Source organism: Synechococcus sp. BO 8801 (assembly GCF_002252675.1).
Lineage (GTDB): Bacteria > Cyanobacteriota > Cyanobacteriia > PCC-6307 > Cyanobiaceae > Cyanobium.
Genome location: NZ_NQKY01000021.1, coordinates 1 through 25,693 on the forward strand (window position 1 = coordinate 1; position 25,693 = coordinate 25,693).

Sequence of the window (25,693 nt, forward strand, 5' to 3'; positions counted from 1 at the left end):
CGACGTAGAGACGGTTGTTGGTGGAGGTGACCCACTCACAGAACTGGTTCCACACCGAAGCGCCGGAGCGCTGCTGGAGAGTGGCGGTCATGAGTGCATGAAAGAGTGCCTTCGGGCGGAAGCGCAGGCGCGCCGGCCGTGGGCGTAAGGAAGGGCGACGGATCGCCTCAAGCCAATGTAACAGACCATTGCGGCGTGTGAGGCGGCGTTCATGAAGAAAGGATGAGCTTCCCGCCTGGCCTGGCCCCCCTGCCGCTGCTAGGAGGTGAGGTGCTCCGGTCATCTCGCCCTGCCGCCGATGGTCTCGCGTTCGTCGCTTCCTCCTCAGACACTGCGCCGGCGCCTGCGCGGGCCGTTGCCCGCCCTGCTGCTGCTCCCCCTGCTGGCGGCCGGTTGCCAGGGCCTGCCCAATCCCGAGAGCCGCCGCATCGACCAGCTCGAACTCAAGATCCAGCAGCTCGAGCAGCGGCTCAACAAGGCCGACCTGCGTCCCGACACCGCCGATCCGGCCGGTAAGCCCCCGGCCGGCGTGGTCAAGTCGCTGACCCTGCGCACCGACACCGAGGACGACCGGCTGCGCATCTACTGGGCCGACGGCAGCAAGACCGACCTCCCCTGCACCAAGGAACAGACCACCCTCGTCTGCGGATGACCATGACTTCCCCTTCCCTGCGGCCCCTGCTGGGCTGCCTGGCCCTGCTGCTGGCCGTCCCCCTGGTGTGGGCCTCCCCGGCACGGGCCCAGATGACCCAGGAGCAGGCCTTCCAGCGGGGCCGCGCCGCGAACCTGGCCCGGATGCGGGCCGAGGTGATCAACGGCGGCCTCGGGGTCTACCGGCCCGCGCTCTGCATGTACGAGCGCAGCGGCGGCAACTGCCTGGTGCGCGCCGATGCGGAGGGTTTCCTGTTCCGCTTCTACGGCGGGGTACCCGGCTGGGTCCAGCTCGGCCTGCCGCCGACCGTGGAGAGCGAGATCCTGATCTCCCCGGATGGCCGCAGCGTCCTGAACGTCCTCTACAACGGCGTGCCCCGCTCCCAGCCCGCCGCCGCCGGCCAGAGCCAGGCTCAGCCCGGGCTCTGAAGCTCCCGGGCCAGGTCCTGGAGCGCCTGGCCCCAGCCCGGCTCCACCGGCCAGGACTCCCGCCGGGTGAGGCTGAGGGCGATGCCCTTCTCGCCGTAGGCCGCCTCGTTGATGAACACGGCCCAGACGGGGCCGATCTCCTGGTCTTCCCGCGGGTGGAAGGGGATCGTGGCGCCCTCGGCCGTCAGGAACAGGGGATCGCCGGCGGCGATCGGCTGCCAGTCGCGGTTCTGGCGCTGGGGATGCACCACCGCCGCCGGGGAGCCGTCGCCATGGCGGGGCAGATCGAGGCTGCCCAGGTGCCGGTGTACCACCAGCCGGTCGGGCTGGCGCAGGGTTCCGCCGCGGGCCTCCGCCAGCACCTCCAGGGCCGCCTCCAGGGCCAGCTGGCTCTGCCGGCAGATCGGTTCCTGGATCACGCCCTGGGGCACCGGGCCCACCTCCACCACCAGCCCGCAGGGCCAGCGCTCCACCAGGTAGCCGGTCTGGGCCCGGTCCTGTTCATGCAGGTAGATCGGCAGGCCCAGGCGTCGCTGCAGGCCCGCCGCCAGGGCCAGATCGGCAGGCCGCCGGCCGTAGACCACCAGGCTGCTGCCCATGGCGGCGGTGGTGCTGTGCAGGTCAAGGGCCACCAGGCAGGGGGCGCTGCCGCCGGGCCCGTGGCGGGCCAGCAGCTCCCGGGCCCGCTCCAGTTCCCGGTCCCCCGGCCCGGGGGCATCCAGGCGGTCCGGCACGAAGCTGCGGTTGAGGTCCTGGTCGAGGTAACGCACCCCGGCGGCGTGGGCGGCGGGGTTGCCCAGCACCAGCTCCAGGGCGAGGCCACGGCTCTGCAGCAGGGCCGGGTGCCGTCGCCAGGCCTCCAGCAGCCAGGGCGCGTTGCGCTCGTTGCCGTGGGTGCCCCCCACCACCATCACCCGGCCCGCCACCATCGCCTGCTCGCTCACTGGCCCCAGCCTGGCGCAGAGTCAGGGCAGCGAACCGTGATGTCCATGGCCCCGCCCGCTCCGCTGGTGCGCTCCGCCCGGCAGCTCTGGCAGTGCCAGTGGCGCCTGCTGATGGGGGGGCTCGGCCCCGCCGACGGCCAGGGCCGCTACCGGCGGCCGGCCGGGGCCTTCACCGCCCTGCCGCCGGTGCCGGAGGACGCCGCCGAAGCCGGCAGCCACGTGCTGATCGTGGGGCGAAGCTGCCCCTGGGCCCATCGGGCCTGGATCACCTGGAGCCTGCGGGGCCTGGCCCCGATGATCGACACGGTGGTGGTGGTTCCCGATCCGGACGCCGGTCGCTGGCGGTTCAGCGAGCCCTTCGAGGGCAGCGCGACCCTGCTCGAGCTCTACCGCCGCTGCGGCGCCGATCCCCGCGCCCGGGCCACCGTGCCGGCCCTCTATTCCCGGCGAACGGGGACGATCCTGGTGAACGAGAGCGCCCGCCTGATCGAGCTGCTCAACGCCTGGCCCGCTGCGCCCGGGGCTCCGGACCTGGCCCCGCCGGCGGACCTCCCGGCCATCACCGCCTGGCGGGAGCGCCTGCAGGGGGAGGTCAACGACGGGGTGTACCGCTGTGGCTTCGCCCGCAACCAGGCGGCCTACGACGAGGCCGAGGCGGCCCTGTTCGACACGCTGGAGGCGGTCGAGGCGGCCCTCGCCTCCCAGGGGGATAGCGGCGGTTGGCTCTGCGGCGGTGCCCACCCCAGCCTGGCGGACGTGGTGCTGTTTCCCACCCTGATCCGCATGGAACTGGTCTATGCGCCCCTGTTCGGCTGCAGCCGCAAGCCCCTCTGGCAGCTGCCCCGGCTGTGGGACTGGCGGCGCCGCTTCCACGCCCTCGAGGGGGTGGCCGCCACCTGCTTCCCGACGGCCTGGCGGACCGACTACTTCGGGGCCCTGTTCCCCCTCCACCCCTCCGGCATCGTCCCGGCGGGACCGGACCTGGCCACACTGGTAGGCAGCCCGCCCCCGGCCGCCCCCGGCGCCCCCCTCCGATGAGCAGCACCCTGGCCACCCCGGACGGCGTCGACCCCGTCTTCGAGGGGGTGTATGGCACCTTCTCGATCACCGCCACCGACCGCCGCGAGGTGCTCGGCTACCGGCTGGCCCTCACGGCCGTGGCCCTCGGCCAGCTGGCCCTGCTGGCCCAGTGGCGCCAGCTGGGCCCCGACCTGCTCTGGCCCTGGTTGCTGGTGATGGCGGCCGGGCTGGGCCTGGCCCTGCGCTGGATCCACATCTACCTGCGCCCCCTGCACCGGGCCCTGCAGCTGTTCTGGCTGGCGGGCTGCCTGGGCGGGGTGCTGCTGGCCCTGCGGGCCGGACCGGGCCAGATGCTCCCCGCCCTGGCCCAGCAACCCCTGTGGATCCTGGCGGTGGGGCCCTACTTCGCCGCCCTGGCCGGCATCGGCTTCAAGGAGTTCTTCTGCTTCCAGCGCCCCGAGGCGATCGGGGTCACCCTGCTGCTGCCCCTGGCCCTGCTCGGCCGCCTGGCCGGGGTGCTGAGCCCGGCCACCACCGCCAGCCTTCTGGCCGCCGAGGCCCTGCTGCTGCTGGTGCTCTGCCTGCGCAAGTTCCCCATGCCGGCGGCGGCGGATGTGGGCGACAAGAGCGTCTTCGCCCACCTGGAGCAGCAGCGCCTGGGCCTGGTCGAGAGCGGCGACACCCCATGAGCCTGATCAGCCTGGTGGGGGCCACTAAGGACTTCGGCCTGCGCACCCTGTTCGCCGACCTCGACCTGCACGTGGGTGAGCGGGACCGGCTGGGGCTGATCGGCCCCAACGGCGCCGGCAAGAGCACCCTGCTGCGGGTGCTGGCGGGCCTCGAACCGCTGGATCGCGGCGAGCGTCGCTGCCATGCCCGCACCCGGGTGGTGCTGCTCGACCAGGAGCCCCGGCTGGATCCGGCCCTGACCGTGCTGGAGCAGGTGTTCGCCGGTGACGGGGAAGCCATGGCCCTGCTGCGGGAGTACGCCGGGGTGAGCCACCAGCTGGCCCTCCATCCAGAGGACGACCAGCTCCTGGCCCGCCTCAGCGCCCTGCAGCACCGCATGGACAGCTGCCAGGCCTGGGATCTGGAGCGCCGCTGCCGCGAGGTGCTGGAACGCCTGGGCATCGACGCGGCCCACCAGGAGCGGACGATCGGCGAACTCTCCGGCGGCAACCGGCGCCGCGTCGCCCTGGCGGCCGCCCTGGTGGCCGAACCGGAGGTGCTGCTGCTGGACGAACCCACCAACCACCTCGATGCCGAGGGGGTCGAGTGGCTGCAGAGCTACCTGGATCGCTTCGCCGGCGCCCTGGTGCTCGTCACCCACGACCGCTACCTGCTCGATCGGGTCACCCGGCGGATCGTGGCGGTGGATCGGGGCGAGGCCCGCCCCTATGAGGGCAACTACGGCACCTACCTGGCCCTGAAGGCGGCCGAGGAGGAGGCGGAAGCCTCCACCGCCGCCAAGCTCAAGGGAACCCTGCGGCGGGAGCTGGCCTGGATGCGCCAGGGCCCCAAGGCCCGCAGCACCAAGCAGAAGGCCCGGCTGCAGCGCATCGATGCCCTGCTGGAGGCCCCCGCCCGCCAGGGGCGCACCAGCCTGGCGATGGCCGCCACCGCCCGGCGCATCGGCAAGCGGGCGATCACCGCCGAGGGCCTGGCGGTGGCCGTGGGGGAGCGCACCCTGCTGCGGGACTTCAGCTACGACTTCAGCCCCGAGGACCGGGTGGGGATCATCGGGCCCAACGGGGCCGGCAAATCCAGCCTGCTGGAGGTGATCGCCGGCCGCCGCCCCCCCAGCGAGGGCCTGCTGGAGCTGGGGGCCACGGTGAAGCTGGCCTACTTCGACCAGCACAGCGACGTGCTGCTGGCCAAGGACGGCAAGCGCAAGGTGATCGAGGTGGTGCAGGAGGCCGCCAGCCGGGTGCAGGTGGACGGGGTGGAGCTGACGGCCTCCCAGCTGCTGGAGCGGTTCCTGTTTCCCCCCGCCCAGCAGCACCAGCCGGTGGCCAAGCTCTCCGGGGGCGAGCGCCGGCGGCTGCACCTCTGCCGGCTGCTGATCGAGGCCCCCAACGTGCTGCTCCTGGACGAGCCCACCAACGACCTCGACGTGCACACCCTGAGCGTGCTGGAGGACTTCCTCGAGGATTTCCGCGGCTGTGTGGTGGTGGTCTCCCACGACCGCTGGTTCCTGGACCGCACCGTCGACCGCCTGTTCCACTTCGAGGCGGGCCGGCTGGAGCGCTTCGAGGGCAACTACACCAGCTGGCTGGAGCGGCGGGCCCAGGCCCCAGCCGCCGCCCCCGGTCCTGCCGCCGCCCTTGAGGCCACCCCGCAGGACACCAGGCGCGCAACGCCAGCGACCCAGGCGGCGGCCGGGCCCCGGCGACGCAGCTTCAAGGAGGCCCGGGAGCTGGAGCGCCTGGAGAGCGAACTGCCGGAGCTCGAGCAGCGCCGCCGGGAACTGGAGCAGCACCTGGCGGCCCCCAGCGGGCCGGACTACGCCCGGCTGGAGTCCCTGACCCACGAGCTGGCGGCCCTGGTGGAGCGGATCGCCGCCGCCGAGGAGCGCTGGCTAACGCTCAGCGAGCTGGCAGCCTGAGCGCCGGCGCCGGTGCGGGTGGGGCACCTCCAGGAGCCCCGCCCCATCCGCCATCCGGGGGGGAAGACCGCAGACCGGCCCGGCGGGCTCCGGCAGCAGCCAGGGCTGGCGCTGCACCCGGGCGCCCCGGGCTTCGTCCTGCTGCATCGCCGTCGGCTTGTAATCGTCCACGCTGCGGTGGGCCGCCATCTGGTCCCCCATGCGGCGCAGGTAGAGATCCTGGTACCACTGCACCGCGTCGGCCTGGAAGGCCTCCAGGGCCGCCTGGACGCTGGCGAAGCGCTGGCTGACGAGTCCGCTGGGAGCGCACTGTTTCCAGACCAGCACCTCCTCGAAGCCGAGGCCCCGGCGCCACTGGCGCTGCTCCGAGAGGTAGCAGTGGGTTTCGGGGCCGTTGATCCAGAAGAGCCGGCCGTGCTCGTCGATGAAATGCCGTTCCCGCCGCTTGCTGATGCGTGTCATGGGCCAACCGGGGCACTGTCCATTCCGCTGCTAGCCACGGAGGACCCTCCACCGCAGCCGCCGGCACCGGGTTTGCAACGCTCAGGCCCCGGCCGGGGGGTGTGAGGAGACCCACAGGAGACGGCGATCCCCCGGCCCCGACCGTATGGTGTCTGCGGTGAGTTCCGACCCGTGACGGCCGGTTTTTGCATGAAGACGATCGACGATCACATCGAGAAGGACAAAGTCGAGATCGAATCGGCCAAGGCCGACGGCAATCTCGGCAAGGTGCGCCACCTCGAAGAGGAGCTCAAGGCCCTCAACGAGTACAAGGAGCACCACCCCGAAGACAGCCACGACCCCAGCCCCCTGGAGGTCTACTGCGACCTCAACCCCGAAGCGCCCGAGTGTCGCGTCTACGACGACTGATCACGCGACGCTCCCAGATCACTCCACGCTGACCGGGGGTTTCCCCCGCGGGGGCCTGATCAGGTCTCAGGCGATGCCCAGCTGCGCCCACACCGCGGCCAGCAGGGCATCGAGTCCCTGGGATGCCGCCGCCGAGATCACCAGGGGCGGTTCGCCGGTGTGGGCCGCGATGGCCGCCACCAGCTCCTCGAGTTCGGTGGCATCACGGAGCTCCATCTTGTTGAGCACCACCAGGCGCGGGCGATCGCTGAGGCCGTGGCCGTAGGCGGCCAGCTCCTCCTCCACCACCTGCAGATCCGCCAACACATCCTCCGCACCCGCATCGACCAGATGCAGCAGCAGCCGGGTGCGCTCGATGTGGCGCAGGAACTCATGGCCCAGGCCGGCGCCGCGCGCCGCCCCCGCGATCAGGCCGGGGATGTCGGCGAACACGGTGCCGTCACCGCTCGGCCGCCGCACCACCCCCAGATTGGGCACCAGGGTGGTGAAGGGGTAGTCGGCGATCTTGGGCCGGGCCGCCGAGAGCACGGCGATCAGGGTGCTCTTGCCGGCATTGGGCAGGCCGATGATCCCCACCTCGGCCAGCAGCTTGAGTTCCAGCTGCAGCAGCCATTCCTCCCCCTCCTTGCCCTCGGTGAACTTCTCCGGCGCCCGGTTGCGGTTGCTGAGGTAGTGGGCGTTGCCCAGGCCCCCCCGGCCCCCGGCCGCCACCAGCAGCTCCTCGCCGGCGTTGGTGAGATCCCCCAGCAGGATGCCGGTGCGGCAGTCGCGCACCTCCGTGCCGCAGGGCACCCGGATCGTCAGGGTGGAGGCACTGGCCCCGCTGGAGCGATTCGGTCCGCCGCGGCGGCCATCGTCGGCGGCGAACAGGCGCCGGTACTTGAAATCCAGCAGGGTCTGGAGGTTGGCATCGGCGACGAGGAGCACGTCACCGCCGCGGCCACCGTCGCCACCGGAGGGCCCGCCGGCGGGGACGTACTTCTCACGACGGAAGGCCACGATGCCGTCGCCGCCGCGGCCGGCGCGCACGGCGATGCGGGCCTGATCGATGAACTGCAAGGAAGGGGTTCGGCCGGGGCTCGGATGAGGAACAACCCTAGGATCCCCCGGTTGCACCCCTGGTTTGGCCGAGGTCCGCTTCGAGAAGGTCGGCAAGACCTACCCGCCCCGTCGCGGCGGCAGCCCGGTGGAGGTGCTGCGCCAACTCGACCTGCACATCCAGGACGGTGAATTCCTCGTGCTGGTGGGCCCCTCGGGCTGCGGCAAGAGCACCCTGCTGCGGCTGCTGGCCGGGCTGGAGGCCACCACCGCGGGCGAGATCTACGTCGGGGAACGCCCCGTGAGCCGGCTGCGGCCGGCCCAGCGCGACGTGGCGATGGTGTTCCAGAGCTACGCGCTCTATCCCCACCTGAGCGTGGCCGACAACATCGGCTTCGGCCTGCGGCGCAGCCGCCACCGAAGCCTGCCCCAGCAGCTGCAGGACAGCCTGCACCGGGCCACCCGCGGATTACCGGCCCCCCTGCGGATCGACTCCGAGCGGGAGCGCCGCATCGCGGCGCGCATCGACGAGGTGGCCGCCACCCTGGAGCTGGAGCCGCTGCTGGAGCGCCGGCCCAAGGAGCTCTCCGGCGGCCAGAAGCAGCGGGTGGCGCTGGGCCGGGCCATCGCCCGCCAGCCGGCGGTGTTCCTGATGGATGAACCCCTCAGCAACCTGGACGCCAAGCTGCGCACCGGCACCCGCACCCAGATCGTCGAGCTGCAGCGGCGCCTGGGCACCACCACCCTCTACGTCACCCACGACCAGGTGGAGGCGATGACCATGGGTCACCGCATCGCCGTGCTCAACGAGGGCCGGCTGCAGCAGCTGGGCACCCCGATGCAGCTGTACCAGTGGCCCTCCAACCTGTTCGTGGCCCAGTTCATCGGCAGCCCGGCGATGAACCTGCTGCCGGTGGAGGTGGCCGGCTCCGCCCAGCTGCTGCTGGGGGGGCGGCGCTTCCCGGTGGAGGGTCCGATGGCCGACCTGCTGGGCGACTGGATCGGCCACCGGATCACCGGCGGCCTGCGGCCGGAGCACCTGCGGCTGGCCCCAGCCACCAACCGCAACCTGGCGGCGGAGGTGAGCCACTGCGAAGCCCTGGGCAACGAGCTGCTGGTCACCTGCCGGCTGCTGGAGGGCAGCCACCTGGTGCTGGTGCGGGCCACCCCGGACCAGAGCGTGACCGTGGGCCAGACCGTGCATCTCGATGTCGAGCCCACGGGCTGGCGCCTGTTCGACGGGCTCGGGTCGGCCCTGCTGCCGCCCGAAGCCACCACGCCGCCGCCGCGGCAGGAACCCCAGCTGCCCGCCATCAACCACTGAGCCATCAGCCAGCGAGGCGCTGGCAGGGCCTCACTTCACCCAGATGACGCTGCAGCCGGGGCCCCCATCCCCCTGCTCGGCATCGCTGACCCGCTCCACCCAGGCCAGGCCGGACAGCCAGTCCCGCAGGCCCCGCTTCAGCTTGCCGGTGCCGATGCCGTGGATCACCCACACCGGCCCGTTGGCGCCCCGCAGGCGCTCCTCCACCGCCGCCTCGGCCTCGTGCACCCGCAGACCGCGCACGTCCACCGTGTTGCCCTCGGTGCGCACCTCGGGCCCGCGGCTGCCCGGGGAACGGCGGCTGCGGATCCGCACCTGGGGCGGCGGCTCGGGGGGCGCCGGCTTCTCGCCGTGCAGCCCCTCGATGCCGGCCAGTTCCACCGTCAGCCGCAGCACGCCGCAGCGGACGGTGAGCTCGCTGCCGTCGTCGGAGATCGCCAGCACCTCGGCCGCCTTGCCCAGGGCCAGCAGCCGGATGCGGTCGCCGGCCTTGGGCCGCCAGCCGCCGTGGTCGCGCCGCTCCGGCAGGGGCCGGTGCTGCTGCTCGAGGTGCCGCAGCCGCTGGCCGGCCTGGCGGGCCGTCTCCCCGGCCACACGACCACCGACGCGCACCTCCTGGCCCACCGAGCGCAGCCGCCGGATCAGTCGCCGCACCTCCCCCTGCCCCTCCCGGATCGACAGCTCCAGCCGCTGGCGGCGCTGCTCCTGCAGTTCCGCCGACTGCTCCTTCTGCTGCGACCAGCGCTGCAGCAGTTCCTCGTGCAGCAGCTCGGTGCGGGCCAGCAGCGCCGCCGCCGCCTCGGCCGCCTCCTGCTGGCGCTGGCGCTCCTGTTCCAGCCCCTCGATCACCCGATTCACATCACCCTCGCCGCCCGGCTCCAGCTGGGCAGCGGCCGCCGCCAGCACGGCTGGGTCGAGCCCCAGGCGGGAGGCGATCGCCAGGGCGTTGCTGCGGCCGGGGATGCCCCACTGCAGCCGGTAGGTGGGCGAGAGGGTCTCCACGTCGAAGGCCACCGAGGCATTCTCGAAGCGGGGATCGGCGTACTTGAGCGCCTTGAGTTCGCCGAAGTGGGTGGTGGCGACGGTGAGGCGGGCCCGGTCGGCGAGGTGGCGCAGCAGGGCGGCGGCCAGGGCACTGCCCTCGGTGGGATCGGTGCCGGCCCCCACCTCGTCCAGCAGCACCAGGGACGCCGGCCCCTGGGGCAGGGCCCCCAGGATGCGGGCGATGCGGCGGATGTGGCCGCTGAAGGTGGAGAGGTTCTGCTGCAGCGACTGCTCGTCGCCGATGTCGGCCAGCACCTGGCCGCACCAGGGCAGCCGGGGGGTGCCGGCGCAGGGCAGGAACAGGCCGGCGCGGGCCATCAGGGCCGCCAGCCCGAGGCTCTTGAGGGTCACCGTCTTGCCGCCGGTGTTGGGGCCGGTGATCGCCACCACCCGCAGCTCCGGGCCGACCCGGATGGTCACGGGCACCACCGGCCGGCCGCCCTCGCGCCGTTCCTGCCAGAGCAGCAGGGGGTGGCGCAGGTCGATGAGCTCGAAGGGGGCGTCGGCCGAATCGGCCAGCTCGGGCCGCACCGCCCCCAGCCACTGGCCGTAGCGGGCCCGGGCCAGGCCCGCATCGATCCGCACCAGCACCTGCTGGAGGTGGCCGAGCGGTTCGGCCTGCTCGCCCACCATGGCGCTGAGTTCGCTGCGCACCTGCCGCTCCAGCTCCCGCTCCTGGCCCTCGGCATCGCGGATGCGGTTGCCCAGGGGAATCACTGCCTGGGGCTCCACGAACACCGTGCTGCCGGAGGCGGAGCTGTCGTGCACCAGGCCGCCCACCTGGGCGGCGGCCCCGGCCTTCACCGCCAGCACCGGCCGGCCGCCCCGCTCGCTCACCACCGTGTCCTGGAGCAGGGAGCCGTAGCGGCGCACCAGTTCCTGCAGCCGGTCGCGCCGCTCGCCGCGCAGGGCCAGCAGCTGGCGCCGCACCGCCTCCAGGGGGCCACTGGCCCGGTCCGCCACCCGGCCGCCCTCCTCCAGGCAGAAATGCAGCCGCTGCTCCAGCTCCGGCAGGGTGCGCAGTTCGGCCACCAGGGCCGTGGTGACGGGACGCAGCTCCGGGTCCTCGATCTGGCGCCGCAGCCGCCGCGCCGTCGCCAGGGTGGCGGCCAGCGCCAGCAGCTCCTCACCGCCGGCGCAGCCGCCCTTGGCGCAGAGGGCCACCGTGGCGGCGATGTCCCCGGCCCCCTGCAGGCTCAGGCCCCCCTCGCAGAGGCCGTCGAGGGCCAGCAGCTCGGTGGTCTCCAGCAGCAGGCGGCGGCTTTCGGCCGGATGGTCGGGCAGGCCGAGGCCGGCGCAGTGGCGGCGGCCGGCGGCGGTGGCGGCGAAACCGGCCAGGTGCTCGGCCAGCCGGGGCCACTCCAGCAGCTCCAGGGTGTCCTGGTGGATCTCGCTCACAGGGGCTGCGCTCACCCCGCCGGTGCCAGGGAGGTGGAGGTGGAGATGGGGGCGGGGGCAGGGGCGGGGATGGCGGCGGCGCCCACGTTGGAGGGGATTCCGGCGGCGGGCTCGTAGAGCATCTCCAGCCAGTTGCCCTCCGGATCCTGCAGGTAGAAGGAGGCGGTGCCGTCGCGGTGGTCGTGCACCGGCCCCACCCGGTGGCCCTCCGCCTCCAGCCGGTCATGCACGGTCTGCACCTCGGCGCGGTCGCTGAAGTGGAAGGCGAAGTGGGGCCCGGCGGCGGTGTAGCTGGGGCTGAGCAGGGCGATGCCGTCGCCGTTGGCGGGCGACTGCATGTAGGCCCAGTCCTGGGCATCCCAGGTGAGGCGCAGCCCGAGCTGTTCGTAGAAGCGCTTGGCACGCTCCATGTCCTGGACCCGCACCGCCACGTGGCCAAGACGCGTCATGGGAGGGGGCAGCGACGGTTCATCGCACCATTCAAGCGGTGCGGCTCAGCCGTCGCGCAGCCACTGGGCGGCGTCGCAGGCGTGGTAGGTGAGGATCAGGTCGGCGCCGGCCCGCTTGAAGCAGAGCAGGGTTTCCAGCACCACCGCCCGCTCGTCGATCCAGCCCCGCTCGGCGGCGGCCTTGACCATGGCGTACTCGCCGCTGACGTTGTAGGCGGCGATGGGCAGCTCGCTTTCGCCCCGCAGGCGATGGATGACGTCGAGGTAGGCCAGGCCCGGCTTGACCATCAGGATGTCGGCCCCCTCCTGCTCATCGAGCAGGGCTTCGGTGAGGGCTTCGCGGCCGTTGGCCGGATCCATCTGGTAGGTGCTCTTGTCCTTGGGGATGGGCTTGCTGCTCACCGCCCGGGGGGCCGAATCCAGCGCCTCGCGGAAGGGGCCGTAGTAGGCGGAGGCGTACTTGGCGGTGTAGCTGATGATCCCGACGTGCTCGAAACCCTCCTCGTCGAGGGCCTCGCGGATCGCCCCCACCCGGCCGTCCATCATGTCGCTGGGGCCGATCAGATCCGCTCCCGCCCGGGCCTGGGCCACCGCCTGGCGGCAGAGCAGGCTGATGGTCTCGTCGTTGAGCACCACTCCCTCGGCACTGACGATGCCGTCATGGCCGTCGCAGGAATAGGGATCGAGGGCCACATCGGTCATGATCGCCATGGCCGGATGCTCCTGCTTGAGCCGCCGGATCGCCCGGGGAATCAGGCCGCCCTCGTTGAAGCACTCGCTGCCGTCCTCGGTCTTGAGGCCGTCGGCCACCTTGGGGAACAGCACCACGCAGCGGATGCCCAGGTCCCAGGCCCGGCCCACCTCCGCCACCAGCCCCTCCAGGCTCCAGCGCTGGGCGCCGGGCATGGCACCGATGGGCTCGTTGGACGCGCCCTCGTGGACGAACAGCGGATAGATGAAATCGGCGGCACTGAGCTGGAATTCCCGCACCATGGCCCTCAGGGCCGGCGTGCGACGCAGCCGGCGGGGCCGATAGGTGAGCTCCATGGGGCAGATCTGACTGGCCGGATCCTACGGAAAGCCCTTCCGGCACTTGGACCGCGAAGGGGCGCGGCCCTCAGAGCAGGGCGGCGCTGATCCAGTCCTGGCGGGGGTCGACGCTGCGGGCCTGGCGCAGCTGCTCGAGCAGGCCCCGCTCCCGGGGGCTGAGGCTATCGGGCAGCTTCAGGGTCGGGGTGAACAGCAGGTCGCCCCGGCCGTCCTTCACCGGCCAGCCCTTGCCCTTGAGCCGCAGGCTGCGGCCGAGGGTCATGCCGGGGGGCACCTGGATAGTGGCTTCGCCATCGGGGGTGGCCACGCGCACCTCGCCCCCCAGGGCCAGTTCGTCGAGGCTGAGGGGAAGCTCGGCCCGCAGCTGGTCGCCATCGAGGCGCCAGACGGGATGGGGCTGGAGCTTGAGGGTGAGGTAGAGATCGCCGCGGCGGCCGGTGCCGGGCTGCAGGTTGCCCTTGCCCTTCAGCCGCAGGCGGCTGCCGTCCTTGACGCCGGCGGGGATGCGCACCTGCACCCGCTCCTCGTTGACGGCCAGGGTGCGCTCACAGCCGCGGAAGGCATCGGCCACCGGCAGGCTGATGGTGGCCTCGGCATCGAGCTGCACCTGGGTGGAGCGCTCGGCGCCGGCACCACCGAAACCGGAGCCGAAGCCACCGGGGAAACCGCTGCCGAAGCCGAAACCGCCGGGGGCGCCGGCCGCGGCGCCGCCACCGAAGCGTCCCAGCAGATCGTTGATGAAGTCGTCGAAATTGCCGTAACGGCCGAAGTCGACATCGACCCCGGGGGCGCCACCGCCGCCGCCCATCTGGTTCCAGTACTGGCCGAACTGCTCGTAGCGGCGGCGCTTCTCGGGATCGGAGAGCACTTCATAGGCCTCGCTGATCTCCTTGAAACGGGCCTCGGCGGACGCATCACCGGGATTCACATCCGGGTGGTACTGGCGGGCGAGCTTGCGGAAGGCCCGCTTGATGCCATCGGCATCGGTGCCCCTCTCGAGACCCAGAACCTTGAAATAGTCGCGGTAACCATTCACGCTCATCTCGTCACGCTCATGTCGCCAGGGCGCCCGTCACCGTCGAACCTGGAAATTGTCCCAGTCCCGCCGCTGAATTCACAGGCCCGGGCAGGGCGGAAGCCCGTACGGCAGAGGGGTACGGCCGCTGGGCACGACTCTGGGGGCGGCCTAGATTTCCGGCCTCGCCGCCCCGCCGATGCCCCCCCTTTCCCGACCCCGCCCCCCCCGGCGGCCTACGGCCCCGGCGCTGCTGCTGCTGGGCGGGCTGTCCGCCCTGGCGGGGGGCCTGCTGAGCTTCAGCCCCCCGGCCCACGGCGGCCAGGCCGGCGGCTCCACCACCCCCACCCTCGGTGAGGCCCTGGCCCCCTCCGGCGGCGAGCAGCTGGCGCTGACGGAGCATCTGCGGCGGATCGGGGCCGTGTTCTACGGCGCGTGGTGGTGCCCGGCCTGCTTCCGCCAGAAGAGCCTCTTCGGCCAGCAGGCGGGGGACCGGCTGCCCTACGTGGAGTGCGACAAGACCAGCGAGGGCCGGGAACGCTGCCAGGCGGCGGGCATCAAGGCCTACCCCACCTGGGTCCTGGGCACCAGCCGGGTGGAGGGTGTGCAGACCCTGCAGGAGCTGAAGCGCTGGAGCGGCTTCACCCAGACGCCGGGAACGGTTACCCCCTGAGGGCGGGAACGGAGCAGCGAATCACCCGGAAAACCACGTGTCCACTGACACACAGATGTCGAGGCACGAGGTAGACGGCATGGATGAATTTGGTAGAGTCCCTAAACCAGTTCCGCAGAACACTGAAACCCGTTCGAAGCCAATCTCCTCTCCCCAGGGACATGAAGGAGTCAAGACTTCCCGCTCGAGAACCCAAGTTTTCAGCGCCCTTTTTTCAGATTCTCATTAAAGTCGAGGTCTATTTTCAGGATCATTGCTATTCCGGCCATCTCTGGGATGTGAGCCGTTCCGGCGCCTGCATCCGCAGCTTTCAGCAGGTCCCCATGGGAACCCCCGCCCAGATTCGCTTCCACGATCCCAGCGACGAGGAGATCATTGAAGCCAGGGGCGAGCTGATCTGGATGAATCAGCTCAGGGGTGCCCACTACTCGGGGCTCAGGTTTGAAGAGGGTTTCGACATTTCCAAGACTTTTCTCAGACTGCTGATCAAGGCGGAGGAGCTCTGACGCCGCGAGTCTGAACTTCCGTGGGCGGAGGGATGTCCAGTCATGACTGGCGCCGGGGTGAGTCACATCCAGTCATCGAAGCCCGCAGCAACCACAGCGGTGAAATCCATACGATCCGGTGGTCCCCGTCGCTTGACGACAAGCAGCCATGAACCTGCTCCATCACACCCTCGCCGCCAGCCTCCTCCTCGGCACGGTCGCCACGCCGGTGCTGGCCGATTCCTCCGATTCCCTCAAAGGCAAGATCCAGTCCGTCGATGCCGGCCGACGCTCCTTTGTCGTCGGGGGTCAGACGCTGCTCACCAATGCGTCCACGGACTACGACGATGGCCTGAAGGCCTTCGCCGATCTGAAACCGGGGATGGAGGTGAAAGTGGAGCACTCCCAGCGTGGGGGCACCCGTTTCGCGAAGGAGATCGAGCTGGACGACTGAGGCCTCCCGGCCTGAGCCGCCCGCCTCGTCAGCGCCGGACCATCCCGGCGCCGGGCGCCCCGTAGCCGAGCCCGGGGCGTACACCGGCCCCGGAGGCTGGCCCGCCGAGGCCACCGGGATTACCCTCCGGCCCCCGCTCCAGGCCCGCTCCGGCCTCGCCGAATCCGGCCCCCGGCAACACCCCGGCGCCGGAGGCCGGCCCACCCGCACCCCCGGCACCCGCACCCCCGGCACCGGCGCCGGGGGCCACCCCCACGCCGGAGGCCGGCCCGCCGAGCCCGCCCGGGTTGGGCCGGGCCTGGCTGGCGCCGGGGAGGGCCAGGGCGATGGCCACCACCGCGACGGCCGGAACGATGAGGAGCTGGCAGCGTTTCATCGCCGGTCATGCGCAGGAGTCCTCGTCCTAGCAAGGTCGGGACGCCTTGCCGCCGAAGGCACGGGTGGGGCCAACGGGGGCTCCTAGAGTCCTCCTTTGGGCCCTGCAGGCCATGAACGGCGCCCTGCGGGTCCTGCTGCTGACGCTGCCGCTCAGCCTTCTCTCGGGCTGCGGCCTCGCTACGGAGGAGCTGAGGGGAACGGCCTATCTGGCCATCAGCGTCGAAGGTGACCAGCCGCTGACCAAGGCGATCCTGCAGGAAGAGGTCCTGCAGGCGCAGGCGATCGTGGCGGCCTTTCGCCAGCTGCACCCCCACGTGGCGATCGAAACCAACCTCCTGCGGGAGAGTGCCTTCATCGGGGAGGTGCGTCGCCGGCAGGCCGCCGGCTTCGGCCCCGATCTGATGCTGGTGGCGGGCTCCACCGCCCACGCCCTGGTGGAGGCCGATCTGGCCCGTGGCCTCCAGCTGCCCCAGGCCACACGCCGCCAGGTGGACGCCGATTCCCTGCAGCGGCTGGAGATTCCGCCGCGGGGTCTGGCGGGCCTGCCGATTCTGAGGCGACCGCAGCTCGCCTGCTACAACCGCACCCGGCTGGCCGCCAGCCCGACCAGCACCGACGACCTGCTCAGAGCGGCCCGCGGGGGACTGCGGGTGGGGCTGGCGGTGGAATCGCGCAGCCTCTTCTGGAGCACGGGCCCCCTGGGGGCGGATCGGGCGATCCTCGCCGCCGCCGCCGGGCGACCCCTGGCGGCCGGCGAACGGGAGGGGCTGCAGCGGTGGCTGGCCTGGCTCTCGGCCGCCAACTTCAACCAGCAGGTCTTCATCGAGCCCGACCAGGAAGCCCTGGTGCAGGGTCTGCTGGAGCGGCGCCTGGACTGGATCCCCTGCAACAGCGGCAGCCTCAGCCGGCTGCGCCGCAGCCTGGGGACCGCCCTCGGGGTGAGCGACCTGCCCGCCGGACCCTACGGGCCGCCGACACCGATCACGCGGCTGCGGGTGCTGGCCTTCGGCACGGACTCCACCGCCCGGCAGCGGCGCGTGGCGGAGGCCCTGGCCGTGTTTGCGCTGAACCCCTGGATCCAGAGCACCCTGACCACCGACAACCAGGACATGCTGCCCACCAATCGCTTCGTCCCGCCCTCGGCGCTGCACACCCCCGTGCTCAAGGCGATGCAGCGCTCCGTGCGGCAGGCCGACGCCAGCGACGCCATCGCCCGGCTGCTGCCCGCCGGCGATCCCCGCGACCGCGAGCTCACGCGCCTGGTGACGGCGGTGGCCTTCGGCGAGATCACGGCGGCGGAGGCCACCGGGGATGTGCTCAGGGCCCTGGCTCCCAGGCCATGAACGACCTGCTCGGCCAGATGGTCGGCTGGCTGCCGATGCTGGGCCGGCCCCAGGTCCTGCTCCAGCTCGCCCTGGTGGCCCTGGCCGTGGCGGTCAGCCGCCTGGCGGGCCACCGCTGCGGGCCGCCCGGCCGCTCAAGGTGGCTGGCACTTGCCGCCACGGGGGTGGTGGGTGGCCTGGGCTGGGGCCTGCTGACCATCGCCCGTCAGCCGACGGCCCTGGCCGTCCTGCTGATCACCCTCGTGGCCAGTCTGCAGGTGTCGGAGCTGGTGCTGCATCGGGCCGAGCGCTGGCTTCCCGAGGATCAGATTCAGCCGCTGCGCCATCTGCTGATCCGGCCGTTCCTGCTCGCCGGACTGCTGTGGACGCTGATCGAGCAGCTGGACACCCGCGCCGAACTGGCCCTGATCCCCCTGGGCCGCTGGATGGGCGCCAATGTGAATGTGGGCGACATGACGCGACTGGTGGTGGTGCTCTACCTGCTGCTCGTCGCCTCAGGACCGCCGTCGCTGGGGGTGGCCTGGCTGCTGAAGCGTTGCTTTGCCCTGGAGCGGGTGAGTGCGCGCGCCATCGGCCTGATGGTGCGCTACGCGGTGATCAGCCTCGGAACCGTGGTGCTGCTGGAAACGATCGGCTTCAACAGCACCGCCCTGCTGGCCATCGCCGGGGGGCTGTCGGTGGGCCTCGGCTTCGGCGTCAAGGAGGTGTTCGGCAACTTCGTCAGCGGCCTGTGGCTGCTGTTCGAAGGCTCCCTGCGGCCTGGCGACATCATCGCCCTGGACGGCGACTTCTGCGAGGTGCGCCGCCTCGGCCTGCGGGCCACCCGGCTCTGGCGCGACCGGGACAACGCCGAACTGGTGATTCCCAACCAGACCTTCTTCAACTCCAGCACGGTGGAGTTCAGCGTCGGCCGCACCCGCTTTCTCACCCAGATCGCGATCAGCGTCGATGCTGGCCAGCCCGCGGGCACGATCCTGGCCCTGCTGGAGGAGATCGCCGCCGCCGTGCCCGGCGTGGAGAGCCATCCGCCCCCGAAGGCCTACCTGCAGGGGGTGGGGGACCGCGGCGGCGATTACGTGGTCAAGTTCTGGATCCACAGCCCCTTCGCCAACCGCAGGATCTGCAGCGCCGTCGTGGCGGCGGCCATGGAGCGGTTCCGAGAGCTGGGCATCGCCCTGCCATTCCCACGCCTGATCGTGGAGCGCGCCAGGACGGAGCCGCCGGGAGGAGCCTCCGGATGATTGGGAAGGGCCCTTCCAGGCCCCATGGGTCATTTGGGTGACACAGATTCACGAAGCCAGGGCCCATCACGAGAACCTAGTGCTAGCACGGGATTCAGGGGAGTCCCATGGAGTCTGGGGTAAGCTGAGAGAAGGATTTTGCACACGGCTTGCACACATCTGGTGTGATCCCCTCTCCTCCATGCCTGCCGCCCGTTACACCAAGCCGTGGGAGATCGGCTTCCGAGGTGCCGCGAAGGTGGCGACTGGCTGGACGGTGAGCCCACATCGAGGGAAAATCCGGCTCCAGGTCCGTCGTGCCGGCCAGCGGGCAGAGGGGGTGGTGCTGCCGCTGGAGTGGGCTCCGGCATCGGTCAACCCAGCACTTCAGCTCATCGGAAGGATCTACAAGCTCGTGGCCAGCAATCGGGAGACGCTTAGGAGCGCCTTGGCGATCACACTGGGGCAGAGCGACACCATGGCCCCGTCCACTGACTGGGAGGCCATCGCTGCCAGCTTGCGCGATGCCCTGCAGAACGGGCGCAACGAAATCCGCCTGCAGACCTGGAGAAGCAACTACGCCCCGTACATCGAAGAAGCCATTCGCCAGCTCACCGGCACCAAACCGCCTGTGGATGGGCATGAACTCCTTCGTCGCACCTTGGTGCGGTGGAGCGGCAAGCCTCCGAGCCGGGCCGCTTGCTGCATCGCCTTACGGAACCTGACCGACCACGCCGTAGCTAGACACCATCAACCGAGCTGCTGGAGGATTAGCGCGGTCAGCATCAAAGAGTTGCGTGGCCGACCAGCTGCAAAACGGATCAAGGCAACGCTTGAGGACAGGGAGCTGCTTGACCTAATCGAGGCCATCGAGGCGCGCAATCCGGAATGGTCCAACGTGCTCCGCCTGCTTACGCTCTACGGCCTGCGCCCAGTGGAGCTCCAGCACTTGGCCGCAAAGATTGATGAAGGCGGAACATTGCGGCTTTGGTGCAGCTACCGCAAAACATGCGGCGCCCAGATGACGGAGCCCCGCTGGTTAATGGCATGCCCACTGAAAGACCGGATCGGCAGCATGGTGGAGTGGAATCTTGCCGGGGCACTGGATGCCGACCTGCTTGAACTTCCACGAGGGTCTGATGGCGGCTTGGCAATGCTTGATGGGCACTACGTGGAGAAGTACCTGGCCCGACAGCCTGAATGGCGCAAACTAAGGGAGCAGTACGAAGCGCGAGGAGAATGGTTACGCCCTTATACCTTCCGCGACAGCTACAGCCTGCGCTGCCACCGCTATGGGGTGGAAGTAGGTGCCGTAGCGATGGCCATGGGACACAGCCTGGCAGTCCACTCCAGCAGTTATCGCTGGGCATCTGATAAAACAACAGCTGCCGCTTTCGAAGCAGCCTTTAAGAAATGAGCCGATAACGGAGCGGATGGAGAGCGTGTTCCTGCGGTTCTTCCTGGCGCAGTGATCAGAACCCTGCACGCTTGCACGCGGCCTCAACCTCTTTATTCAGCACCTCTGTGTTCGTAACGGTTGGCGGCATCGCGGCCTTCACGTTGTCGGGGAGCCCCGCCACCTTGGCCTTGATTGCCTCGCCGGTGGCCACCGTGCGACGGCCGTAGAAGCAGGCCATCGCCATGTCCTTCTGGTCAAGCGCACCGCTGGCCACCCGGCTGTCATAGGCCATTGATTGCGCCATGACGGTCAACATGCTGATCGAGGTGGCCACGTCAGCGGTCTTGGTCGCCTCAGATTGAGGGTTGCTGCCGCATCCGGCGAGGGCGAGGGCCAGCAGGAGGGCAACAATGCGCATGGTGAAAGCTGACCCAAACAGAGGATAGGGCTGTTGGAGCTTTGCTCTGGATCAGCTCAACGAATTGATCATCCTGATCTGGGTGGTCCCGGCGCTGTTCCGCACCTGGACAGGCACGGTCCATTGCTTCTGCCGCAGGGCCCTCACCTCGGCGCTCAGATCGGCCACAGCCAGCCCGAGCTGGGCAAGCGTCTGTTCACTGCCACGGCGGCCAGCAGGTGCCTGCGCCGGGGTGGTCACGGTCGTCCCGGTGCGCCGCTGCATCGCCACGGCATGGTGCGATGCCACCACCGAGGCGCTGGGGCCGGTCATGCCGGCCTCCTTGAGCTGGCGGGTCATGGCAGCCGGAATCACGGTGCCTGCCGTCGGGGCGGTCCAGAGGCTGTTCGCTGGAGCGTTGATCAAAGACAGACGACCGGCAGCGGAAAGGAAGGCCTCACGGCCAAGGCTGACGCCGCCGGGGCCGTCGTTGATGCGGTAGCGGTGGCCACCCTCGACCCCGCCGCCGGTGAAGCGGGCGGGGCCTGAGGCCAGCCGCCTGCGACAGATACCGCTGCAGCTGCTCGGCGCTGGTGGCAGCGTCGGCAAGTTCAGGGTGCGGATCCTCACGGGCGACGGGCCGATGGTGATGGTTGCCCAGCACGAGAAGGGCGACTGGGAGGTGCGGGTCCTTACCATGAGCTGCCGGGAGCGGGATTGATGGCCTCGACCGTGACGATCTCGATCTGGTGGCGCGGCCGTGGGCTTCCCCGCTTCGCACTGGACGGCCGGCCTGTGAGCCTCGATCAACTGGCGGTGGGGTACGGACTGAGCTGCGACACGGTTCTGGCGCGAATTGAGCGCGGCTTGCCACCTGCGCAATGGTTCCTCAGTTCTGCAGAGCTGAGTAGGGTGACGAAGCGGGAGGCGCGGAAGCAGATGGCCTCAGGATCAGCCCTTTAGTTCTTGGCGTAAGGCCACCACCGCCAACATCACCTCGATCAACCGAGTGTTCAAGGCGGCCCGCTCCGGCGAATAGGCCGGGGCTGCCAATGCCTGCCGCGTCAATGGCTCCAGTTGTAGACGAAGAGCCTGTAAGCGAGTGCGTCGGAAGTCAGGTTCAAGGTTCAAGTTCCTCTCGCAGGGCCACCATCGCCCACAGCACTTCACTGACCCGGTCATCGAGGGCGGTCCGCTCCGGAGAGTTGGCTTGTTGTTCCATCGCCTGCCGGGCTAGGGGCTCCAGCTGCTCGCGAAGGGCGTCTAGGCGAGTTCGGCGCGGGTCGGGTTCTGGCATCTCTAACTCGCAATTGCACCAACGATGGCATAGGGCAGGAAGACAACCTGAAGGTCAGCCCTCAAGCTCAGCTCGCAGAGCCAGCACCTGCTCCAGCCGCTCCCGGAACCGCTCATCCAGGGCAGCCCTCCCTGGTGAATCAAGCCTAGATGCGAGGACCTGCTGAGCCAGGTCCTCTAGCTGGCGGCGAAGCTCCACCAGGCGGACACGGCGCGGGTCTGGTTCAGGCATCGCTTCACGATGGCAGCGGGCAGCTTGAAGCAGATTGGCACTCGAGGGAATCAAGGCTCGAGCTCGAAGCCGAGCAAGCCCTCGACGCCGAGAACATCCGCCAGCTTTTCTGCGGCATCAAGGCCATCCACGTGGATGGAGCCGGTCAGCCAGACCGCGAGGGCGAGGGCCTGATCGTTCTCCAACAAAGCCATCTATGCGCTTCTCGCTGTCAACGCAAAGGAGTGTAACGGGAGCGGTTGAATGGCATCAGCCGCCGATCACGTCCAAGGCCTCCAGCCGCTGACATGGCTTAGGGGATGGATGGCGGATGCAGGCGGCCTAGGCGCTTGCGTATCTGATCTGCGCATAGATGATCCGTGGATTGCCAACCCATGCGGCGCAGTGGATTTCAGCCTGGCCAGAATCTCAGGACAGAGGCGCTGGCCAGGATTGGCACAGCCAACCGGCACAAGCGGGCGGGTGTTTGGTAGCGGGACGATCCGTTCCGGGGGGCTAGGGGTCAGCAGGCCACCATGGCAGCCACCAGCTCGGCCTTCCTGGGGCGCTTGCTACGGACGTTGGCCATTGGGCGCAACGTGGTGACGGGGAGGGCCTCCAGCTGCTCAGCCATCACGGCGAGGGGATGCAGCAGGGGCGGGGCCGAAGATTTCTCGTGTACGAGGGCAGCGGCCGAAGAATCCAGTGCTGGCAGCGGTTCCGGTGTCTGCGGCGCCGGGGCCGAAGATTTCTCGTGTACGGCGGTGAGCACCAAGGCCACCAGGGCGGCCGCCAGCACGATCACCGCTTCGGCAACCACCAGGGCGGCCAGCAGCAGCAGCTCGACGGTGTGCATTTCGTTCTTGTTCACGTTTCCAGGGGCGAAGGGTTCGCCCGCCGGGCCATCGCTTCCAGGCCTCGGCGGGCATGGGCCCCCGGCGTGATCGTCGTCCGATTCGGTTGTCGAGGTTCGATTCTTCGGGCGTCTCACCCATGCCGGACCCCACCGCCGGGTCTTTCGTCAGTGCCTGCTGGTGGCCGGGTGCCGATCCTGCAGCGGTGGGGGCGCCGTGGCGCTCGGGGTGTCGATTCCTTGTGGCCCCCTGACTACTGGGGGCGGCTCGGCCCGGTTTAACGCCTGTGGACGGCTGGCGGTCGGGTTGTCTCCCCCGACGTGCAATCAACATAGCACTAATTCGCCACGCGTGGCGGATGCTATGGTCATAGCATGGCAAAGACGCTCAACCAATACAGCCAGCAGATCCGGGCATTGGCGCCGGATGCGTTGGCACTGGAGCGGGCTCGTGACCTAGGCAGCCTGCTGATCGAGGCTAAGGCTGCAGTTCAGGCAGCCGGCCGCAAGTGGGGCGAATGGCTGGAGCAGGATTGCTCCCTGTCACCACGGACTGCGCAGCGGTTCATGACAGTGGCCAAGCGGTGGGACGATCCCGCCTTCGCAGCAGCACGCGAGGCGCGGCCGGATCTGCCCCTACGGGAGGCGGACAAGGTGCTGGCTGCCAGCAGCAGCAGGAAGCGGCCAGAGCCAGAGCAGGCGGATCCTTACTCGGTGGCCATGGGCAAGTTGTCCACTGCGCTCTGGGAGCTGGAGCTGGCCTCTGAGATTCGGCAGGTTGACCGCTGGGCCGGAGCAGAGCTACACGCCGCAAAGGAAGCGGTCTGCGCTGCCAAGCGGGCCCTGATGCACGTCTATGGCGAAGAATTGATGCTTGCTTGCACCAGCGACTACACGCCATCTGCTCGCCGTGTCGAGATGGCGGTCGGCGATCGGTGCGACTGCCGCTCATCGCATGGCCCCATCTCCGGCACCATCACCGACGTTCACCCGGGTGCCTCCGGCGGCTGGAGCACCTACAGCTGGCTGCAGGACGGAGCAAATGAGCCCGTCAGGGTGGGATGGGGGCTGCCTGGCGCAGCCACTGGGCTGAGGCACTCCATCGCCACCTAGCCCCGTAGCGGGTCTCTAGGACGCCTGACGCACGCCACAGCAGCCAACGTCGCCCCGCTGCAGATGCTTGACGATGCCGGCGTCCTGGCGGGCAGCACGACGCGCCTGAGCACTCGCCAGCAGGGACAAATCGGCTCCAGGAGGGGCGGGATCATCGTCATCACGGCGACGATCGACGAGGCGGGGAATGGTAGCGAGCATGGGAATCATTGACGGTTGATCAAGCCTTCCCTATACGTCTCCATGGTTTGAACCACCTTGTCCAGCAGCTCCGCCACGTCGCCCCCTGTTGCCCGATAGGCGTCCATGATCTCGATCATCCGAGCGAGAAGCTCTGCCACGCTGTCGATGGTGGCAGGCTGTTCGTTCGCGGCATGAATCTCGTCTAGGAGGAGCTCTGCCAGAGCCATGTACCTCCACTTAGTGGGTTCCATCGCATGGCTGACCAGGAGAGGACTCCTGCATCATGAAACGGCAGATCAGGCGACACGAGCAACCTTCTCAGATTGTGGCGGAGGCCTCCAGCCGGCCGCTGACTGCGCTGTAGAAGGCCTGCGCGCTGATCAGCGCAGCACGGTGCTGGGCAGCCTCGGAGGCGAGGGCGGGGGGCAGCGGCATGGCCTGGAGATCAGCCAGTAGCAGCTCGGCATCCTGCAGCAGCTCGACACCATGGGCGGCCATGTCATCGGCCAGGTCAGCGGCGTATTCGGTGGTGGTGGTTTCGGAGAACATGACCGGGTGAATCAGGACAGCGGAAGCATAGCCTGTTCGTCAACAATCAGCGGTCCTAAAGTACAACAAACACCGCTAAGGATTGGCAACGGCAACAGACACAAAAAACGGGGGGTGCACTACGCCCCCCGCACCATGACGTTTCTGAACCTCGCCCACCCTATTCTGCCGGAGCCGGTCAGTCCTCACCGTGGGGAAGACCGCGTACCCAGCTCCCGCTAGGTGGCGATGCTGCAGGCGGGGTCACGTTGACGGTCTGGAACCGCACTGGCTGAGGAGGTGGGGGATCAAACAGACCGCAAAGCCTGGCCTGCGCGTTGATGGCGCCCAAGCAAACGGCGAGGTTGCCATCGTGCAGTGCTCTGAGCTGAAGCACGGACAACGCAGAAAGCAGCTGGGATAGAAGTTGCTGCCTATCAATCTGCCAGTCATCGATGATGATCTGGCGGGCGTCAGCGATGAGCCGATCGCATGATCTAACCGGCATCCCCCAGTTATCCGAAGCAAACCGAAGCACCTGCTGGCGGGTCTTTCCGCTGATCAGCATGGTTGCGATCTCCTGCGCACGGGAGAGGCGCAGGGCCTGAGTCGGTCTGTCCCTCCCCCCCTCAAGGTTGCCGCTGGCTGCCGTCACCCCTGACCCCCCTGGTGAGTGTCGCGCAGGGTCAGCAGATCGCTCAGCGGCATACGGGCTATCTCCTGAGGGGTGAAGGCCCGTGGGGCCGGCTGCTGCTGCTGCATGGCGGCCTGGCGCTCGCGCTCGCGCTTGGCTTCGTTGAACTCGCTGGAAAATGCGTACGACAACAGGGCGCTGGTAGGCAACTCACCCATTTCCTGTGGGGTCAGATCCCGATCAACGGGCAGGCCCATGCCGTATCTATCAGCGCGCTGGCCGGGGCGGTACTTCTTCTCAGTCATGGTGATGAAGGGGAGGGAGGATGGCCGGATTAGAACCGGCGAGGGGATGGGGCGATCTGATCGATCAGGGCATCGGCGCCGATCTGCAAGATGTGGCGCATGGCGGCAGACGGTCTGCAGCAATGGTGCACGGCGATGGCGTCGATCTTCTCGATCAGAGGGGACGGCAGGCGCACGGCCACCTGCTTCATGGGCATCCCAGGAATGGGTGGGGCAGTGGGAAGCAAGGGAGGAGCTGCAGCCAGCTAAGTGTTCCGTTCGTCCGACGTTCGGCAGACGCGATGCATCACCCCTTCGGATTGCCCCTGCGCTTCCACTTCGCCACGATCACGCGCCCCTCCTTTGTGGTCACATCCCGAGGGATGCGCAGCGGTCGAGGAGCCG

General features: G+C 69.6%; 32 protein-coding genes. 15 read left to right on the forward strand and 17 right to left on the reverse strand.

The window, feature by feature from the left end; translation table 11 throughout:
• Positions 1-355: 355 nt before the first annotated feature.
• Together CJZ86_RS13240 and CJZ86_RS13245 are read left to right on the forward strand one after the other, a co-directional pair.
• A complete protein-coding gene (locus CJZ86_RS13240) occupies positions 356-652 on the forward strand; it encodes a hypothetical protein (RefSeq protein WP_353615229.1) in 297 nt (98 codons plus the stop codon).
• Positions 653-654: 2 nt separating this feature from the next.
• Positions 655-1,080, forward strand: a complete 426-nt coding sequence (locus tag CJZ86_RS13245) for a hypothetical protein (protein ID WP_094586556.1) — start codon at positions 655-657, stop codon at positions 1,078-1,080.
• On the opposite strand, the gene CJZ86_RS13250 is transcribed toward CJZ86_RS13245, so the two are convergent.
• Positions 1,065-2,009: an aspartoacylase gene (locus CJZ86_RS13250; protein ID WP_094586648.1), complete on the reverse strand. Its 945-nt coding sequence runs from the start codon at positions 2,007-2,009 to the stop codon at positions 1,065-1,067. The genes CJZ86_RS13245 and CJZ86_RS13250 overlap by 16 nt on opposite strands.
• A gap of 60 nt (positions 2,010-2,069) precedes the next feature.
• Between CJZ86_RS13250 and CJZ86_RS13255 the strand changes: the two genes are divergently transcribed.
• Genes CJZ86_RS13255 through CJZ86_RS13265 form a run of 3 tightly spaced genes read left to right on the forward strand, consistent with a single transcriptional unit; the run spans position 2,070 to position 5,649 of the window.
• The gene (locus CJZ86_RS13255) at positions 2,070-3,062 is read left to right on the forward strand and encodes a glutathione S-transferase C-terminal domain-containing protein (RefSeq protein ID WP_094586650.1); all 993 of its coding nucleotides are present in this window, start codon (positions 2,070-2,072) and stop codon (positions 3,060-3,062) included.
• Positions 3,059-3,733, forward strand: coding sequence for a DUF2301 domain-containing membrane protein (locus CJZ86_RS13260; protein ID WP_094586558.1), 675 nt, complete (start codon positions 3,059-3,061; stop codon positions 3,731-3,733). Before CJZ86_RS13255 ends, CJZ86_RS13260 begins: the two co-directional genes overlap by 4 nt.
• Positions 3,730-5,649 (forward strand): ABC-F family ATP-binding cassette domain-containing protein, encoded by a 1,920-nt coding sequence (locus CJZ86_RS13265; protein ID WP_094586560.1) that lies wholly within the window; start codon positions 3,730-3,732, stop codon positions 5,647-5,649. Before CJZ86_RS13260 ends, CJZ86_RS13265 begins: the two co-directional genes overlap by 4 nt.
• Here the strand turns inward: CJZ86_RS13265 and CJZ86_RS13270 are convergent.
• Positions 5,623-6,111, reverse strand: a complete 489-nt coding sequence (locus tag CJZ86_RS13270; RefSeq protein ID WP_094586562.1) for a hypothetical protein — start codon at positions 6,109-6,111, stop codon at positions 5,623-5,625. The genes CJZ86_RS13265 and CJZ86_RS13270 overlap by 27 nt on opposite strands.
• Before the next feature lie 189 nt (positions 6,112-6,300).
• Between CJZ86_RS13270 and CJZ86_RS13275 the strand changes: the two genes are divergently transcribed.
• The gene (locus CJZ86_RS13275; RefSeq protein WP_094586564.1) at positions 6,301-6,519 is read left to right on the forward strand and encodes a Calvin cycle protein CP12; all 219 of its coding nucleotides are present in this window, start codon (positions 6,301-6,303) and stop codon (positions 6,517-6,519) included.
• A gap of 66 nt (positions 6,520-6,585) precedes the next feature.
• Here CJZ86_RS13275 and cgtA read toward each other — a convergent pair whose 3' ends face one another.
• Positions 6,586-7,578: an Obg family GTPase CgtA gene (gene cgtA, locus CJZ86_RS13280; protein ID WP_094586566.1), complete on the reverse strand. Its 993-nt coding sequence runs from the start codon at positions 7,576-7,578 to the stop codon at positions 6,586-6,588.
• Positions 7,579-7,642: 64 nt separating this feature from the next.
• Here cgtA and CJZ86_RS13285 point away from each other — a divergent pair, with 64 nt between their 5' ends.
• Complete coding sequence (locus CJZ86_RS13285) at positions 7,643-8,881, forward strand: ABC transporter ATP-binding protein (RefSeq protein ID WP_094586568.1); 1,239 nt, start codon at positions 7,643-7,645, stop codon at positions 8,879-8,881.
• A gap of 30 nt (positions 8,882-8,911) precedes the next feature.
• Here CJZ86_RS13285 and CJZ86_RS13290 read toward each other — a convergent pair whose 3' ends face one another.
• From CJZ86_RS13290 to CJZ86_RS13305, 4 genes are all read right to left on the reverse strand, one after another.
• Positions 8,912-11,323, reverse strand: coding sequence for an endonuclease MutS2 (locus tag CJZ86_RS13290; protein ID WP_502690436.1), 2,412 nt, complete (start codon positions 11,321-11,323; stop codon positions 8,912-8,914).
• Between the two features lie 11 nt (positions 11,324-11,334).
• Positions 11,335-11,772: a VOC family protein gene (locus CJZ86_RS13295; RefSeq protein WP_094586572.1), complete on the reverse strand. Its 438-nt coding sequence runs from the start codon at positions 11,770-11,772 to the stop codon at positions 11,335-11,337.
• Positions 11,773-11,817: 45 nt separating this feature from the next.
• Positions 11,818-12,819: a porphobilinogen synthase gene (gene hemB, locus CJZ86_RS13300; protein WP_094586574.1), complete on the reverse strand. Its 1,002-nt coding sequence runs from the start codon at positions 12,817-12,819 to the stop codon at positions 11,818-11,820.
• A 70-nt stretch (positions 12,820-12,889) separates the two neighbouring features.
• Positions 12,890-13,864: a J domain-containing protein gene (locus CJZ86_RS13305; protein ID WP_094586576.1), complete on the reverse strand. Its 975-nt coding sequence runs from the start codon at positions 13,862-13,864 to the stop codon at positions 12,890-12,892.
• Between the two features lie 172 nt (positions 13,865-14,036).
• On the opposite strand from CJZ86_RS13305, the gene CJZ86_RS13310 reads away from it, so the two are divergent.
• The 3 genes from CJZ86_RS13310 to CJZ86_RS13320 all read left to right on the forward strand — a co-directional run bounded on the left by CJZ86_RS13310 (position 14,037) and on the right by CJZ86_RS13320 (position 15,449).
• A complete protein-coding gene (locus tag CJZ86_RS13310; RefSeq protein ID WP_094586578.1) occupies positions 14,037-14,510 on the forward strand; it encodes a hypothetical protein in 474 nt (157 codons plus the stop codon).
• A gap of 161 nt (positions 14,511-14,671) precedes the next feature.
• A complete protein-coding gene (locus tag CJZ86_RS13315) occupies positions 14,672-15,016 on the forward strand; it encodes a PilZ domain-containing protein (RefSeq protein WP_158219570.1) in 345 nt (114 codons plus the stop codon).
• Positions 15,017-15,164: 148 nt separating this feature from the next.
• Positions 15,165-15,449, forward strand: a complete 285-nt coding sequence (locus tag CJZ86_RS13320) for a DUF5666 domain-containing protein (protein WP_094586582.1) — start codon at positions 15,165-15,167, stop codon at positions 15,447-15,449.
• Between the two features lie 28 nt (positions 15,450-15,477).
• On the opposite strand, the gene CJZ86_RS13325 is transcribed toward CJZ86_RS13320, so the two are convergent.
• Positions 15,478-15,825, reverse strand: a complete 348-nt coding sequence (locus CJZ86_RS13325; protein WP_094586584.1) for a hypothetical protein — start codon at positions 15,823-15,825, stop codon at positions 15,478-15,480.
• 112 nt (positions 15,826-15,937) lie between these two features.
• Between CJZ86_RS13325 and CJZ86_RS13330 the strand changes: the two genes are divergently transcribed.
• The 3 genes from CJZ86_RS13330 (at position 15,938) to CJZ86_RS13340 (ending at position 19,807) form a co-directional block, all read left to right on the forward strand.
• On the forward strand, positions 15,938-17,170 hold the full coding sequence (locus CJZ86_RS13330; protein ID WP_094586586.1) for a hypothetical protein: 1,233 nt from the start codon (positions 15,938-15,940) through the stop codon (positions 17,168-17,170).
• Positions 17,167-18,411, forward strand: coding sequence for a mechanosensitive ion channel family protein (locus CJZ86_RS13335; RefSeq protein WP_094586588.1), 1,245 nt, complete (start codon positions 17,167-17,169; stop codon positions 18,409-18,411). The genes CJZ86_RS13330 and CJZ86_RS13335 overlap by 4 nt, the downstream gene beginning before the upstream one ends.
• A gap of 181 nt (positions 18,412-18,592) precedes the next feature.
• The gene (locus CJZ86_RS13340) at positions 18,593-19,807 is read left to right on the forward strand and encodes a site-specific integrase (RefSeq protein WP_094586590.1); all 1,215 of its coding nucleotides are present in this window, start codon (positions 18,593-18,595) and stop codon (positions 19,805-19,807) included.
• A 55-nt stretch (positions 19,808-19,862) separates the two neighbouring features.
• Here the strand turns inward: CJZ86_RS13340 and CJZ86_RS13345 are convergent, their stop codons facing one another.
• Both CJZ86_RS13345 and CJZ86_RS13350 read right to left on the reverse strand, forming a co-directional pair.
• Positions 19,863-20,207, reverse strand: a complete 345-nt coding sequence (locus tag CJZ86_RS13345) for a hypothetical protein (RefSeq protein WP_094586592.1) — start codon at positions 20,205-20,207, stop codon at positions 19,863-19,865.
• Positions 20,208-20,258: 51 nt separating this feature from the next.
• Entirely contained in the window at positions 20,259-20,546 is a 288-nt protein-coding gene (locus CJZ86_RS13350) for a hypothetical protein (protein WP_094586594.1), read from the reverse strand.
• A gap of 169 nt (positions 20,547-20,715) precedes the next feature.
• Between CJZ86_RS13350 and CJZ86_RS13355 the strand changes: the two genes are divergently transcribed.
• Positions 20,716-20,907, forward strand: a complete 192-nt coding sequence (locus CJZ86_RS13355; protein WP_094586596.1) for a hypothetical protein — start codon at positions 20,716-20,718, stop codon at positions 20,905-20,907.
• Between the two features lie 857 nt (positions 20,908-21,764).
• On the opposite strand, the gene CJZ86_RS17555 is transcribed toward CJZ86_RS13355, so the two are convergent.
• On the reverse strand, positions 21,765-21,899 hold the full coding sequence (locus CJZ86_RS17555; RefSeq protein WP_286145734.1) for a hypothetical protein: 135 nt from the start codon (positions 21,897-21,899) through the stop codon (positions 21,765-21,767).
• 317 nt (positions 21,900-22,216) lie between these two features.
• Positions 22,217-22,564 (reverse strand): hypothetical protein, encoded by a 348-nt coding sequence (locus tag CJZ86_RS13365; protein ID WP_094586600.1) that lies wholly within the window; start codon positions 22,562-22,564, stop codon positions 22,217-22,219.
• Between the two features lie 357 nt (positions 22,565-22,921).
• Here CJZ86_RS13365 and CJZ86_RS13370 point away from each other — a divergent pair, with 357 nt between their 5' ends.
• Positions 22,922-23,659, forward strand: coding sequence for a DUF3102 domain-containing protein (locus CJZ86_RS13370; RefSeq protein ID WP_094586602.1), 738 nt, complete (start codon positions 22,922-22,924; stop codon positions 23,657-23,659).
• Between the two features lie 206 nt (positions 23,660-23,865).
• Here the strand turns inward: CJZ86_RS13370 and CJZ86_RS13375 are convergent, their stop codons facing one another.
• From CJZ86_RS13375 to CJZ86_RS17025, 5 genes are all read right to left on the reverse strand, one after another.
• Entirely contained in the window at positions 23,866-24,069 is a 204-nt protein-coding gene (locus CJZ86_RS13375) for a hypothetical protein (protein ID WP_143594159.1), read from the reverse strand.
• A 91-nt stretch (positions 24,070-24,160) separates the two neighbouring features.
• Positions 24,161-24,391, reverse strand: a complete 231-nt coding sequence (locus CJZ86_RS13380; RefSeq protein WP_094586606.1) for a hypothetical protein — start codon at positions 24,389-24,391, stop codon at positions 24,161-24,163.
• Positions 24,392-24,569: 178 nt separating this feature from the next.
• Positions 24,570-24,938 (reverse strand): hypothetical protein, encoded by a 369-nt coding sequence (locus tag CJZ86_RS16830; protein ID WP_143594160.1) that lies wholly within the window; start codon positions 24,936-24,938, stop codon positions 24,570-24,572.
• 83 nt (positions 24,939-25,021) lie between these two features.
• Positions 25,022-25,309 (reverse strand): hypothetical protein, encoded by a 288-nt coding sequence (locus tag CJZ86_RS13385; RefSeq protein ID WP_094586608.1) that lies wholly within the window; start codon positions 25,307-25,309, stop codon positions 25,022-25,024.
• A gap of 29 nt (positions 25,310-25,338) precedes the next feature.
• Entirely contained in the window at positions 25,339-25,500 is a 162-nt protein-coding gene (locus tag CJZ86_RS17025; RefSeq protein ID WP_233134023.1) for a hypothetical protein, read from the reverse strand.
• Positions 25,501-25,693 lie beyond the last annotated feature (193 nt).

Coding starts and splice junctions, on each gene's coding strand:
- CJZ86_RS16830 (WP_143594160.1), bottom strand. CDS start 24,938: ATGCTGATCAGCGGAAAGACCCGCCAGCAGGTGCTTCGGTTTGCTTCG.
- CJZ86_RS13260 (WP_094586558.1), top strand. CDS start 3,059: ATGAGCAGCACCCTGGCCACCCCGGACGGCGTCGACCCCGTCTTCGAG.
- CJZ86_RS13310 (WP_094586578.1), top strand. CDS start 14,037: ATGCCCCCCCTTTCCCGACCCCGCCCCCCCCGGCGGCCTACGGCCCCG.
- CJZ86_RS13275 (WP_094586564.1), top strand. CDS start 6,301: ATGAAGACGATCGACGATCACATCGAGAAGGACAAAGTCGAGATCGAA.
- CJZ86_RS13265 (WP_094586560.1), top strand. CDS start 3,730: ATGAGCCTGATCAGCCTGGTGGGGGCCACTAAGGACTTCGGCCTGCGC.
- CJZ86_RS13315 (WP_158219570.1), top strand. CDS start 14,672: ATGAAGGAGTCAAGACTTCCCGCTCGAGAACCCAAGTTTTCAGCGCCC.
- CJZ86_RS17025 (WP_233134023.1), bottom strand. CDS start 25,500: ATGAAGCAGGTGGCCGTGCGCCTGCCGTCCCCTCTGATCGAGAAGATC.
- CJZ86_RS13250 (WP_094586648.1), bottom strand. CDS start 2,009: ATGGTGGCGGGCCGGGTGATGGTGGTGGGGGGCACCCACGGCAACGAG.
- CJZ86_RS13270 (WP_094586562.1), bottom strand. CDS start 6,111: ATGACACGCATCAGCAAGCGGCGGGAACGGCATTTCATCGACGAGCAC.
- CJZ86_RS13255 (WP_094586650.1), top strand. CDS start 2,070: ATGGCCCCGCCCGCTCCGCTGGTGCGCTCCGCCCGGCAGCTCTGGCAG.
- CJZ86_RS13305 (WP_094586576.1), bottom strand. CDS start 13,864: ATGAGCGTGAATGGTTACCGCGACTATTTCAAGGTTCTGGGTCTCGAG.
- CJZ86_RS13325 (WP_094586584.1), bottom strand. CDS start 15,825: ATGAAACGCTGCCAGCTCCTCATCGTTCCGGCCGTCGCGGTGGTGGCC.
- CJZ86_RS13330 (WP_094586586.1), top strand. CDS start 15,938: ATGAACGGCGCCCTGCGGGTCCTGCTGCTGACGCTGCCGCTCAGCCTT.
- CJZ86_RS13385 (WP_094586608.1), bottom strand. CDS start 25,309: ATGACTGAGAAGAAGTACCGCCCCGGCCAGCGCGCTGATAGATACGGC.
- CJZ86_RS13350 (WP_094586594.1), bottom strand. CDS start 20,546: ATGACCCGCCAGCTCAAGGAGGCCGGCATGACCGGCCCCAGCGCCTCG.
- CJZ86_RS13380 (WP_094586606.1), bottom strand. CDS start 24,391: ATGTTCTCCGAAACCACCACCACCGAATACGCCGCTGACCTGGCCGAT.
- CJZ86_RS13245 (WP_094586556.1), top strand. CDS start 655: ATGACTTCCCCTTCCCTGCGGCCCCTGCTGGGCTGCCTGGCCCTGCTG.
- CJZ86_RS13340 (WP_094586590.1), top strand. CDS start 18,593: ATGCCTGCCGCCCGTTACACCAAGCCGTGGGAGATCGGCTTCCGAGGT.
- CJZ86_RS13295 (WP_094586572.1), bottom strand. CDS start 11,772: ATGACGCGTCTTGGCCACGTGGCGGTGCGGGTCCAGGACATGGAGCGT.
- hemB (WP_094586574.1), bottom strand. CDS start 12,819: ATGGAGCTCACCTATCGGCCCCGCCGGCTGCGTCGCACGCCGGCCCTG.
- CJZ86_RS13345 (WP_094586592.1), bottom strand. CDS start 20,207: ATGCGCATTGTTGCCCTCCTGCTGGCCCTCGCCCTCGCCGGATGCGGC.
- CJZ86_RS13335 (WP_094586588.1), top strand. CDS start 17,167: ATGAACGACCTGCTCGGCCAGATGGTCGGCTGGCTGCCGATGCTGGGC.
- CJZ86_RS13375 (WP_143594159.1), bottom strand. CDS start 24,069: ATGGCTCTGGCAGAGCTCCTCCTAGACGAGATTCATGCCGCGAACGAA.
- CJZ86_RS13370 (WP_094586602.1), top strand. CDS start 22,922: ATGGCAAAGACGCTCAACCAATACAGCCAGCAGATCCGGGCATTGGCG.
- CJZ86_RS13320 (WP_094586582.1), top strand. CDS start 15,165: ATGAACCTGCTCCATCACACCCTCGCCGCCAGCCTCCTCCTCGGCACG.